The organism is Mucilaginibacter sp. GW821-FHT07H05, from assembly GCF_059418485.1.
The window spans coordinates 161712-173709 of the sequence record NZ_JBWKPY010000001.1 but is presented as its reverse complement, the minus strand read 5'-3'; the positions used below and the strand labels follow the sequence as shown (position 1 = coordinate 173709).

General features: G+C 46.4%; 11 protein-coding genes. 9 read left to right on the top strand and 2 right to left on the bottom strand.

The window, feature by feature from the left end; genetic code table 11:
• Window positions 1-25 precede the first annotated feature (25 nt).
• From ilvC to AC07M6_RS00800, 9 genes are all read left to right on the top strand, one after another.
• Window positions 26-1084 (top strand): ketol-acid reductoisomerase, encoded by a 1059-nt coding sequence (gene ilvC, locus AC07M6_RS00840; RefSeq protein ID WP_494886774.1) that lies wholly within the window; start codon window positions 26-28, stop codon window positions 1082-1084.
• 141 nt (window positions 1085-1225) lie between these two features.
• Window positions 1226-2647: a 3-isopropylmalate dehydratase large subunit gene (gene leuC / locus AC07M6_RS00835; protein ID WP_494886772.1), complete on the top strand. Its 1422-nt coding sequence runs from the start codon at window positions 1226-1228 to the stop codon at window positions 2645-2647.
• A 24-nt stretch (window positions 2648-2671) separates the two neighbouring features.
• Complete coding sequence (locus AC07M6_RS00830) at window positions 2672-3064, top strand: GxxExxY protein (protein ID WP_494886770.1); 393 nt, start codon at window positions 2672-2674, stop codon at window positions 3062-3064.
• 46 nt (window positions 3065-3110) lie between these two features.
• The gene (gene leuD, locus AC07M6_RS00825; protein WP_494886768.1) at window positions 3111-3701 is read left to right on the top strand and encodes a 3-isopropylmalate dehydratase small subunit; all 591 of its coding nucleotides are present in this window, start codon (window positions 3111-3113) and stop codon (window positions 3699-3701) included.
• A 101-nt stretch (window positions 3702-3802) separates the two neighbouring features.
• Window positions 3803-4879, top strand: coding sequence for a 3-isopropylmalate dehydrogenase (leuB, locus tag AC07M6_RS00820; RefSeq protein WP_494886766.1), 1077 nt, complete (start codon window positions 3803-3805; stop codon window positions 4877-4879).
• A 107-nt stretch (window positions 4880-4986) separates the two neighbouring features.
• The gene (locus tag AC07M6_RS00815) at window positions 4987-5745 is read left to right on the top strand and encodes a class I SAM-dependent methyltransferase (protein WP_494886765.1); all 759 of its coding nucleotides are present in this window, start codon (window positions 4987-4989) and stop codon (window positions 5743-5745) included.
• Between the two features lie 151 nt (window positions 5746-5896).
• Window positions 5897-7066, top strand: a complete 1170-nt coding sequence (locus AC07M6_RS00810; RefSeq protein WP_494886763.1) for a 2-isopropylmalate synthase — start codon at window positions 5897-5899, stop codon at window positions 7064-7066.
• The gene (gene ilvA, locus AC07M6_RS00805; RefSeq protein ID WP_494886762.1) at window positions 7067-8317 is read left to right on the top strand and encodes a threonine ammonia-lyase IlvA; all 1251 of its coding nucleotides are present in this window, start codon (window positions 7067-7069) and stop codon (window positions 8315-8317) included.
• Between the two features lie 362 nt (window positions 8318-8679).
• Entirely contained in the window at window positions 8680-10140 is a 1461-nt protein-coding gene (locus AC07M6_RS00800; protein WP_494886760.1) for an ATP-dependent DNA helicase, read from the top strand.
• Window position 10141: 1 nt separating this feature from the next.
• Here AC07M6_RS00800 and AC07M6_RS00795 read toward each other — a convergent pair whose 3' ends face one another.
• Together AC07M6_RS00795 and AC07M6_RS00790 are read right to left on the bottom strand one after the other, a co-directional pair.
• Window positions 10142-10738, bottom strand: coding sequence for a magnetosome magnetite crystal formation protein family (locus tag AC07M6_RS00795; protein ID WP_494886758.1), 597 nt, complete (start codon window positions 10736-10738; stop codon window positions 10142-10144).
• A gap of 198 nt (window positions 10739-10936) precedes the next feature.
• Window positions 10937-11935, bottom strand: coding sequence for an ABC transporter ATP-binding protein (locus tag AC07M6_RS00790; RefSeq protein ID WP_494886757.1), 999 nt, complete (start codon window positions 11933-11935; stop codon window positions 10937-10939).
• Window positions 11936-11998 lie beyond the last annotated feature (63 nt).

The following is an 11998-nucleotide window of genomic DNA, read 5'->3' as shown; positions in this document are numbered from 1 at the left end:
CGGTGAAATCACAAAAACAAAAATCATGGCAAAACTAAATTTCGGCGGCACTGAAGAGAATGTAGTAACCCGCGAAGAGTTCCCGTTATCAAAAGCGCAGGAAGTATTAAAAAATGAAGTTGTAGCGGTAATTGGCTACGGCGTTCAGGGGCCTGGTCAGGCGCTTAATCAAAAAGACAATGGCATCAACGTAATTGTTGGTCAGCGTAAAAACTCAAAATCATGGGATAAAGCGGTAAGCGATGGCTTTGTTCCGGGCGAAACCCTTTTTGATATTGAAGAAGCACTTTCAAAAGGAACTATTATTTGCTACCTGTTAAGCGACGCTGCACAAATTGAATTGTGGCCAACTGTTAAAAAACACTTAACTCCGGGTAAAGCCTTATATTTTTCTCATGGTTTTGGTATCACTTTTAAAGAGCAAACCGGTATCGTTCCTCCTGCCGATGTGGATGTATTTTTGGTAGCGCCTAAGGGTTCGGGCACTTCATTACGCCGTATGTTTTTGCAAGGCCGTGGCTTAAACTCAAGCTATGCTATCTTCCAGGATGCAACCGGCAGGGCACAGGAGCGTGTAATTGCTTTAGGTATTGCTGTAGGCAGCGGTTACCTGTTCGAAACTGATTTCCGTAAAGAAGTTTATAGTGACTTAACCGGCGAACGCGGTACGCTGATGGGTTGTGTGCAAGGTATTTTCGCCGCCCAGTACGAAGTATTACGCAGCAAAGGCCACTCGCCATCCGAAGCGTTTAACGAAACTGTTGAAGAATTAACCCAATCGTTAATGCCATTGGTTGCTGAAAACGGTATGGACTGGATGTACGCCAATTGCTCAACTACCGCGCAACGTGGCGCTTTAGATTGGTGGAAGAAATTCCGTGATGCTACCAAACCGGTATTTGAAGACCTGTACAACAGCGTTGCAACCGGTGTAGAATCACAGCGTTCAATCGACTCGAACAGCAAAACTGATTACCGTGAAAAATTAGATGCTGAATTGGCCGAATTACGCGACAGCGAAATGTGGCAAGCTGGCAAAACTGTACGCAGTTTACGCCCGGAGAACCAGGCTGTAGAAGCATAATTTTACAAGTCTAAAGTCAAAAGTATTAAGTCAAAAGTCAGCAATGGCCCGACTTAATACTTTTCACTTAAGACTTAGAACTTTTGACTTGAGACTTAAAAAGGACTTAAGACTCGAGACTTAGAACTAAAGACTTAAAAAATGGGACAAACATTATTTGATAAGATCTGGGATGCGCACGTCGTCAGTAGCGCGGAGGGTTTCCCGGACATATTATATATCGATACACACTTTATCCACGAGGTTACCAGTCCGCAGGCATTTGACGGGCTCCGTAAGCGTGGATTGCCTGTTTTCAGGCCAAAGCAAACCGTAGCAACGGCCGATCATAACGTGCCTACCTGGAACCAGCACTTGCCCATCAAGGAGGAGCTTTCGCGTTACCAGGTAGATATGCTGACCAAAAATTGCGCGGAATTTGGCATTGAACTATACGGCTTAGGCCACCCTTTCCAGGGCATTGTACACGTAATAGGCCCCGAACTGGGCATTACCCGTCCCGGTGGCACTTATGTATGCGGCGACAGCCATACTTCTACCCACGGTGCATTTGGCGCTATCGCGTTCGGTATCGGCACATCGCAGGTTGAGCAGGTTTTAGCTACCCAGTGTTTGCTGCAATCGCGCCCCAAGCGCATGAAGATCGAAGTAAATGGCAAACTACAAAAAGGTGTTGGCGCTAAGGATATCATCCTGTATATCATCTCTAAAATATCCGCGGCCGGCGGTACCGGCTATGCTGTTGAATATGCCGGCGATACCATCCGCGGGTTAAGTATGGAAGGCCGCATGACTATCTGTAACATGAGCATTGAAATGGGTGCCCGTTGCGGATTAATAGCGCCCGATGAAACCACCATTAACTATGTAAAAGGCCGCGAATTTGCCCCTAAGGGCGAAGCGTGGGACAAAGCCGTAGCTTACTGGAAAACATTATATAGTGACGACGACGCGCAATTTGACAGCGTACTGAACTTTGACGCGGCCGATATTGAGCCGATGATCACCTACGGTACTAATCCGGGCATGGGCATTGGCGTTACGCAAAACGTTCCGGCTACAGCCGATGTAGAAAAATCAGAGCAATTATCGTATACAAAGGCGCTTAACTATATGGGCATTCACGATGCCGAACCTTTGTTGGGAAAGCCGGTAGATTATGTGTTCATAGGCAGTTGCACCAATTCACGTATTGAAGACCTTCGCCAGGTGGCTGAGTTTGTTAAAGGCAAACACAAGGCCGATAACGTGGTGGTTTGGGTAGTACCCGGATCGAAACAGGTACAGGAACAAGCCATCCGCGAAGGTTTGGACAAGGTATTTGAAGCAGCTGGTTTCCCGCTGCGCGAACCGGGCTGCAGCGCGTGCTTAGGCATGAACGAGGACAAGATCCCCGCAGGTAAATACTGCGTATCCACCTCAAACCGCAATTTCGAAGGCAGGCAGGGACCAAACTCACGCACGTTTTTGGCAAGCCCGTTAACTGCTGCGGCGAGTGCGATAACTGGTGTAGTAACCGACATTAGAGAATTTCTGTCTGAATCAGAATTTGCTGAACTATAGAATTTACAGAATATTATAAGCTTGATGGAACGGGATGAACTTACATACAAAATAATTGGTTGTGCCATGAAAGTGCATAACACGCTTGGTAACGGCTTTCAGGAAGTAATTTACCAAAGGTGTTTAGCAATTGAATTGGCAGAAGCAGGTATAAGTTTTGTTCGTGAACAAGAGCATACAATTTTTTATAATGGGATAAATGTCGGCACAAGAAGAGCAGACTTTGTTGTTGAAAAAAGATTATCGGTTGAACTAAAAGCAATTATTAATTTGGAGGATGTGCATTTAGCACAAGCAAAGAATTACACCATTGCTTATGATTTCCCTATAGGCTTGTTAATAAACTTTGGAAGTCAAAGTCTTCAATACAAACTGATATTTAACCCCAAATACAATATTAAAATCAATAATAATTAGAGTGAAAGGATTCTGAAAATCCTAAAATTCTGAAAATTCTGATCACATGAGTACTAAAATTTTCAAACATATCCAAAGCACCGTAGTGCCGGTTAATATCGAGAACATCGATACGGATCAGATTATCCCGGCAAGGTTTTTAAAAGCCACTACCCGTGATGGTTTTGGTAATAACCTGTTCCGCGATTGGCGCTTTGACGAGAATGATCAGCCTAAAACTGATTTCATTTTGAATAACCCGTTATACTCGGGCAAGATATTACTGGCGGCCAAAAACTTTGGTTGCGGCAGCAGTCGCGAGCATGCTGCCTGGGCCATTGCCGATTATGGCTTTGATGCCGTGGTAAGCAGCTTCTTCGCCGATATTTTTAAAGGCAACGCGCTGAACAATGGCTTGCTGCCCGTACAGGTAAGCGATGAGTTTTTGACCAAGCTGTTCGCAGCCGTAGAAGCCGACCCGCACACGCAGGTGGAGATTGACCTGGTAGATCAATTCATCAAAATATCCGCCACCGGCGAAATGGAAAACTTTGAAGTTAATCCATACAAAAAAGCCTGCATGACCAATGGGTACGATGATATTGATTATATCCTGAGCAATAAAGGTTTGGTTGAGGAATTTGAATTAAATAAATAACATATGCCATTGCGAACAATAGCGTTGCAATCTCATCGGGTGCAAACTAACTACGAGATTGCCACATCGCTACGCTCCTCGCAATGACAAAGCTTATAGAAATGGGACTTAAAAAACACATATTAGTAATACCCGGCGATGGTATCGGCCCTGAGGTTACCACCTGGGGTAAAGCCGTACTGGAAAAGATAGCTGAAAAATTCGGTCACGAGTTTACTTATGACGAGGCCCTGATGGGTCACGCCGGCATTGAAGCTACAGGTGAGCCACTGCCCGATGAAACTTTGGCTAAAGCTAAAGCCAGCGATGCCATTTTGTTCGGCGCTATCGGTCATATTAAATATGATAACGATCCATCGGCAAAGGTGCGCCCTGAGCAGGGTTTATTAAAGATCCGCAAGGAACTGGGCCTGTATGCCAACCTGCGCCCTATTATGCTGTTTGACGAGTTGCTGGATGCATCGAGCCTGAAACCGGAAGTACTAAAGGGTACCGATATCCTGTTCTTCCGTGAGTTGACCGGCGACGTATACTTCGGCGAGAAGAAACGCAGCGAAGACCGCAATACCGCATCCGACCTGATGATCTATCACCGTTACGAGGTAGAGCGTATTGCCCGCAAAGCTTACGAGGCCGCCCGTGTACGCAGTAAACGCCTGTGTTCGGTAGATAAGGCTAATGTGCTGGAATCATCACGCCTGTGGCGCGAGGTAGTGCAGGAACTGGCCCCGCAATATCCTGATGTAGAGACTGAACACATGTTTATTGATAACGCCGCCATGCAGTTGGTGAAGAACCCTAAAAAGTTTGATGTGGTATTAACCGCCAACCTGTTCGGTGATATCCTGACCGACGAAGCATCACAAATTGCAGGATCGATGGGGATGCTGGCCTCAGCCTCTATTGGTGATGGCACAGGTTTCTTCGAGCCTATCCACGGTTCGGCACATGATATTGCCGGGATGGACAAAGCTAATCCGCTGGCCTCTATCCTATCCGTAGCGCTGATGCTGGAGATCAGCTTCGGCCTGAAAGACGAAGCTAAGGAAGTAACTGCTGCTATTGATAAAGTATTAAAAGACGGTTACCGCACCGGTGATATTGCCGATGCCAATACCGATAAGGCCAAGATATTAGGTACTAAGGCTATGGGAGCTAAGGTAATCGAAAACCTTTAACCCCCCGGCCCCCTAAAGGGGGAGTTAATGTGCAGATATGCGAATATGCAGATGTGCAAATGAATAAATCGGTGTAATCAAAAAACATCGGTGTAATCACGAAAAAAATGAAATGGAACGCAGATTTATATGATGACAAACATTCTTTCGTATTTCAATACGGCGAGAATGTGCTGGAATTGCTGGATGTAAAACCGGGCGAGCGTGTGCTTGACCTGGGCTGTGGTACGGGTTATCTGGCCAGTCAGATCAAAGCACAGGGCGGTATAGTTATTGGCGCCGATGCATCGCCGGAAATGATCGCGAAAGCTAAGGCTACTTATCCTGATGTAGAATTTGTGGTGGCCGATGGTACATCCTATCATTTTGATGAGCCCTTTGATGCCGTGTTCAGTAATGCTACCCTGCACTGGATAAAGGATGCCGATGCGCTGACCAAAAACGTTTACAAAAGCCTGAAACCCGGCGGCCGTTTTGTGGCCGAAATGGGCGGCAGGGGCAACATGGACCAAATAGTGGCCGCTACCCTAACCGTGTTAAACAAATACGGCTACGGCGCTAACGAAGCTTACAATCCGTGGTATTTCCCATCCACTGCGGAATATGCCACAAAGCTGGAAGCAGCTGGTTTCAGGGTAACGTTTACCGCACACTTCGATCGCCCTACGCTGTTGCAGGATGGCCGGGCCGGTGTGGCTAAATGGTTGCAAATGTTTGGGTCTACTTTTTTTAAAGATATCCCGGAAACGGAACTGAAACAAATACTGGAAGAAATTACTGACATACTGGAACCCGATTATAACAAAAACGGTGATTGGTATGCCGATTATAAAAGATTGCGTTTTGTCGCGGTGCGACAGATGTGAGAATTGAGATATGAGATTTGAGATATCAATTCACTTAGAACAAACTGAACTAATTAAACTAAACAATAGATAAATTAACCGATGTAAGATACACGAGTGAGACAGCAAAAGTCTCAAATCTCCTATCTAACATCTCAAATTTAAAAAGACAATGTTACACGACCCCAACCGCGTTTATGTATTTGACACCACGCTTCGCGATGGCGAACAGGTGCCGGGCTGCCAGTTGACAACCCCCGAAAAGATAGAGATAGCCCGCGAACTGGAAGCGCTGGGTGTAGATATTATTGAAGCCGGTTTCCCGGTATCAAGTCCGGGAGATTTTATGAGCGTGGTAGAAATATCAAAAGCCGTAAAAAACCCAACCGTGTGCGCCCTTACCCGTGCCAACAAAATGGATATCGATGTGGCGGTAGAATCGCTAAAATATGCCAAGCATCCGCGGATCCACACCGGCATTGGCTCGTCTGATCAGCATATCAAACACAAGTTTAACAGTACGCGCGAAGAAATTTTAGAGCGTGGCGTTGAAGCCGTGAAATATGCCAAAAAATCGGTTGAAGATATTGAGTTTTATGCCGAGGATGCCGGTCGTGCCGATGTAGCATTTTTAGCTAAAATGGTTGAAGCGGTTATTGCCGCCGGCGCTACCGTAGTTAATATCCCCGATACCAATGGCTATTGCCTGCCCGATCAATACGGCAGCAAAATTGCCTACCTGAAAGAACACGTTAAGAATATCGATAAAGCCATTATCTCGGTACATTGCCATAATGATTTAGGTTTGGCTACGGCTAATTCAATAGCCGGACTGCAAAACGGCGCCCGCCAAATTGAGGGCACCATTAACGGTATTGGCGAACGTGCGGGCAATACCTCTATCGAAGAAGTGGTAATGATTTTGAAAACCCATAAATTACTGGGCTTACATACCAATATCAACGCCAAAAACTTTTACGAGCTGAGCCGTATGGTAAGCCAGCAAATGCGGATGCCGGTACAGCCCAACAAAGCTATTGTGGGCAGCAATGCCTTCGCGCATAGCTCGGGTATCCACCAGGATGGCTTTTTAAAGAACCGCGAGAATTATGAGATCCTGCGCCCCGAGGATGTAGGTTTCCCAAGCGCAAGTATTGTATTAACGGCACGCAGCGGCCGCCATGCGCTGAAATTCCACTTAGAGCGTTTGGGTTTTAAAATGGATAAGGAAGAGCTGAACGAGACCTATAAAAACTTTTTAACCCTGGCCGATAATAAGCTGGATATAGATGATAACGATTTACAGAGCCTGATGGCAAATCGTTTGGTGAAACAATCGTAAATGGAAACAGCTACTAAATACCAGCTCGATTTTGAAGCGGCGTATGCCCGCCTGAAGGGGGTGGTTAAACACACACCTTTGGAGTTTAACCAGCGTTTATCTGACAGGTATGGTTGCGAGATCTACCTGAAACGTGAGGACCTGCAAATTGTGCGTTCGTACAAACTGCGTGGCGCCTATAATATGATCAGCCAGTTAGGGGCCGATCAGCTGGCTAATGGCGTGGTTTGCGCCAGCGCGGGCAATCATGCGCAGGGCTTTGCCTATTCCTGCAAAAAACTGGGGATTAAAGGTGTGGTTTTTATGCCCGAAATTACCCCCAAGCAAAAGGTTAAACAAACCGAAATGTTTGGCAACGGCAACATCCAGATCGTTTTAACCGGCGATACCTTTGATGATTGCCTGCACGAAGCCCTGGCCTATACCGAAGCCCATGAAATGACCTTTATCCCTCCTTTTGATGATTATCGTGTGATTGAGGGACAAGGTACCGTAGGTATGGAAATATTGGAGGACCTGCCCGAAGTTGAGGCTGTAATTATGCCTGTCGGTGGTGGTGGTTTATCTGCCGGAACAGGTAGTTATTTAAAACAGCAAAACCCCAACATTTTATTATTAGGTGTTGAGCCCGAGGGCGCGCCATCTATGGTGGAAGCCATGCGCCAGGGACAACCTGTAACTTTAGATAAGATCAACCGTTTTGTTGACGGCGCCGCGGTAAAACGCATTGGCCAGTTAACTTACGAGATTGGCAGCAAAATACTGGATGATATGCAGCTGGTGCCCGAGGGCAAAGTTTGTACCTCCATCCTGAAACTATATAACGAGGATGCTATTGTGGTTGAACCTGCAGGCGCCCTGTCTGTTGCCGTGCTGGATGTTTATAAAGAGCAGATCAAAGGTAAAAAGGTAGTCTGCATCATCAGCGGCGGCAATAACGATATCGACCGCATGCAGGAGATCAAGGAGAAATCCTTACTATACGAAGGGTTGAAGCATTACTTTATCATCACCTTCCCGCAGCGCCCGGGTGCACTGAAACTGTTTGTGAACAACGTATTAGGCCCGGCGGACGATATTACCCGTTTTGAATTTATCAAAAAAACCGAACGCGAAAGCGGCCCGGCCCTGGTAGGTATCGAACTAAAATCGGCCGATGATTACGCCGGCTTATTACAGCGCATGGAAGCGCACCGCTTTGGTATTAAAATATTGAACGAAGATCCTACTTTGTTTGAGTATTTGGTGTAGGTGCACTGGCACCTACACCACCATGTCATTGCGAGGTACGAAGCAATCGCGAACTATACAAAGCCGCTCTGCTGACGTGCGATTGCTTCGTACCTCGCAATGACGTCTCTATTTTAAACACCATGTCATTTCGAACGAACCTGCGGAGGTAATGGGTTGGTGTGAGGAGAAATCTTATACGATTTACCTATCGCGTGTATAAGATTTCTCTTTCGCTCCCCCCCATCCCTACCCGGGCTCTATCGAAATGACAAACTAATCAATAGCGCCAATACAAATACTAATTTATTTAGCAAAACCCTTGCTAATCCCAATCCATCTTCCTATTTTTCGTGCAATATTCAATCGCACTGAAAAAATAAATGTCAGATACCCCAACTTTAAACAAAGAGCAAGCACAGGCATTTAAAGCCATTAAGTCATTTTTGGAACATCCATCGGCCAATACCTTTGTGCTGAAGGGATATGCCGGTACTGGCAAAACCTTCCTGATGCAGCATTTGGGCAAGTGGCTGGAAGAGCAGGAGCTGAGTTTCAGGATGCTGGCCGCCACCGGGCGGGCCGCTTCAGTCCTGCGCGGCAAAACAGGTTTTGATACCAAAACCGTGCATAGCGAGATCTATAACTTTAGTAAGGTTGAAGGCCTGGAAAACGCCCCGGCAAAAGATGGTGGCACAGATAAAGGCGGGCAAATGAGTATGCAGTTTTTATTGCGCGTGCCCGACGAGGATAAGATATTATACATAGTAGATGAAGCCTCGATGATGTCGGGCGAGCAAAGCGGCGGTGATGATCACTTTGCCAACTTTGGTTCGGGGGTGTTGCTGGACGACTTGTTTGAGGTGGCCGGGAAAAACAAAATTATTTTTGTGGGCGATCCCTGCCAGTTGCCGCCTGTTGGTCAAAAGGTTAGTCCGGCGCTGGATATGGATTGGCTGGCTAAAAAGGACCGCATAGCCGTATCCTTCACCCTGCAAAAAATTGAGCGTACCGATGCCGGGAATGATGTATTGAAACTGGCCAGCGCTGTGCGGACCATGGGCGGGCAATACACCGCCAACCGTTTTATTAAACTCCCGGCCGCCGGATTAAATAATGTAAAACTGCACGATTCGTTGCAAAGTATGTTCAGGGTATACTCCGACCGTTACCGGAAAACCGGCCCCAACCAAACATTGGCTATTGCCCGCAGCAATAAACTGGTACAAAATATCAATAAAGCCATGCGGCGCGATCTGCATGGCAGTCAGCATATTCCTTTAAAAGTTGGCGATGTATTGCTGGTTACTCAAAACAATTACAAAATACCGCTTACTAACGGCGATTTTGTGACAGTGGTTAGCCTGGGGACGATCAATAAGCGCATGGAATTGAGTTTTCAGAAGATCAGGGTAAAAGCCCTTGCATCGGATATTGAGTACGATACCATGCTATCGCTTGATGCCTTGAACGACGAAAAAGGCGGGCTGGATACCGAGCAGCAAAAAACGCTGATGATAGACTTTAATGCCCGTATGAATATTAAAGATATCAAATCAAACAGCGCCGAGTATAAAAAGCATTGGAAGGAAGATGAATATCTGAACTGTATTCGCGCCAGCTATGGTTACGCGGTAACCTGCCATAAAGGCCAGGGCGGCGAGTGGACCGATGTGTTTTTATTCCTGGATAAAAGCATGTATGGCATGGACCCGCCCGAGCTTTGCAAATGGTGGTATACTGCCATTACCCGGGCAAAAACCGAATTGAATTTGGTTAGGGATTGGTGGGTGACCGATAGTGATGGTACAACCGTTACAGTATTTGAAAATGCGACAAATTAAGCTATTTGATAAAGCTATAAGTAAGCCAATACTTTACCTCCTTACCCATTAATATCCTTGCTGTATTAATAATAACCAAGCAGGCATTAATCAGAGGGAATAATACAATACATATTAAAATAAGTTCGGGTGCGCCCAAACCGCCCGTAAATCCTCTGCCAAAGTTCATTATAAAGAATATACTGATGACCAGCCAAAGCAAAAACGCAATGAGGTAGGTAAGTTGAAAATTAACTATCCTTTTACCACTTTCATTAATTGCTGGTTCGCGATCTTTTTTTATCAGCCATAATACCAATGGTAATATCAAACCCAAAATTGGAAAGTATAAAAACAGGCAGCATATGCCCGAGAGATTCATGAGGGCAATATAACCATCGCTGGTTTTAGCCGCTTCAGCCCCTATCAATTCATCAATACTTACTTCTAAGGCTTTAGCCAGCCGGTTTAAGGTATCACCGCGGGCTTCTGTCTCGCCGTTCTCTATGCGCTGCACAGTTCGCAGGCTTATTTGTGCCAGGCTTGATAAGTGCTCCTGCGAGTAGCCCTTGCTATTACGCAGGGTTTTAATTTTATCGCCCAGAATTTCTTTTTCCATAACCCAAATTTAGGTGGCCCGTTGGGTAATATACAAAGATTTGTTTACGTCATATTTATGACATTACACATAAATTGTCATTGCGAGCGATAGCATGGCAATCCCATAGGACAAGCAACGCGGACCTGCCTATGAGATTGCCGCGTCGCCCCAACACCCTCTCCCTGCCGCTCCTCGCAATGACATGGAGTTAGTGTACTAATACTCCAAATACTTCCTTACCTTCAACTGCACGGTATCGCCTTCCTTATATTTATCGGCATGGGCGTTCATCACGCGAATGCTTAGGTCATCACGGGCAATCACCAATTCTTCATAAAATCCTTTAAACAGCACCTGGCTGATGACCCAGTGCTGGTGGGTATAGCTGGGTGTAGTAGTCGCCCAGTCTGGATAGATCACAATATGATCCTTTTCAGTTACAATGCCGCACAGTTCGGCCTCGGTACGGCTTAGTACGTTGCAATTGGTTAACAGTTGCGCTGTATACAAATGCTGCGGATTTTGATATAAGGCTTTAGGATGGCCGTGTTCCAGGATCTCGCCATCTTTAAGCACGATCAACTCATCAGCCATGGATAGCACCTCGGCCGGATCATGCGATACCATGATTACGGTCAGTCCGGTTTCCCGCACCACTTTACGGATATCCTGCTGCAGGCCTTCGCGGAACGAGGTATCTACCTGGTTAAAGGGCTCGTCTAACAGTAAAACCTGGGGCTGGGTTACCAGCGCGCGCGCAATAGCCACACGCTGGCGCTCGCCGCCGCTTAAGTCGGCTACGCGCTTGGTTTCTATACGCTTCATGTTCAGTTGCCGGATCACCTGCGCGGTTTTGCTGTGCTTGGCCTCGATATCGGTATTAGGCAGCAGTACCGATATATTATCATATACCTTGGCAAACAAGTTCATATCATCGGTTTGCTGGGTCACCATTTTCATAGCATCATGACCGGGTATCAGCTTTTCGTGCGGGCCCCAAACGCGCTCGCCTTTAAAATAAACCGCACCGGTATCAGGTGTGATCAACCCGAACAACATGTGCAGCAAGGTAGTTTTACCGCTGCCGCTGGCACCAATAATGGCGGTAATTTTACCGGGGTGGATAGTGAGGTCGGTAGGTTTTAAGCCTGCCGGTTGCACGCCGGGATATATTTTACTAATGGCGCTGGCCTGTAAAAAAGATACGTTAGTCATTAGGGACAAATGTAATTACATCCGCTCATCCCCCAAAGTCATGCTGAATTTATTTCGGCACCC

What these genes read in the sequence shown, in the direction of transcription:
- ilvA (WP_494886762.1), top strand. Translation starts at nt 7,067, where the DNA reads ATGGAAACAGCTACTAAATACCAGCTCGATTTTGAAGCGGCGTATGCC.
- AC07M6_RS00790 (WP_494886757.1), bottom strand. Translation starts at nt 11,935, where the DNA reads ATGACTAACGTATCTTTTTTACAGGCCAGCGCCATTAGTAAAATATAT.
- leuB (WP_494886766.1), top strand. Translation starts at nt 3,803, where the DNA reads ATGGGACTTAAAAAACACATATTAGTAATACCCGGCGATGGTATCGGC.
- AC07M6_RS00830 (WP_494886770.1), top strand. Translation starts at nt 2,672, where the DNA reads ATGGAACGGGATGAACTTACATACAAAATAATTGGTTGTGCCATGAAA.
- AC07M6_RS00795 (WP_494886758.1), bottom strand. Translation starts at nt 10,738, where the DNA reads ATGGAAAAAGAAATTCTGGGCGATAAAATTAAAACCCTGCGTAATAGC.
- leuC (WP_494886772.1), top strand. Translation starts at nt 1,226, where the DNA reads ATGGGACAAACATTATTTGATAAGATCTGGGATGCGCACGTCGTCAGT.
- leuD (WP_494886768.1), top strand. Translation starts at nt 3,111, where the DNA reads ATGAGTACTAAAATTTTCAAACATATCCAAAGCACCGTAGTGCCGGTT.
- ilvC (WP_494886774.1), top strand. Translation starts at nt 26, where the DNA reads ATGGCAAAACTAAATTTCGGCGGCACTGAAGAGAATGTAGTAACCCGC.
- AC07M6_RS00815 (WP_494886765.1), top strand. Translation starts at nt 4,987, where the DNA reads ATGAAATGGAACGCAGATTTATATGATGACAAACATTCTTTCGTATTT.
- AC07M6_RS00800 (WP_494886760.1), top strand. Translation starts at nt 8,680, where the DNA reads ATGTCAGATACCCCAACTTTAAACAAAGAGCAAGCACAGGCATTTAAA.
- AC07M6_RS00810 (WP_494886763.1), top strand. Translation starts at nt 5,897, where the DNA reads ATGTTACACGACCCCAACCGCGTTTATGTATTTGACACCACGCTTCGC.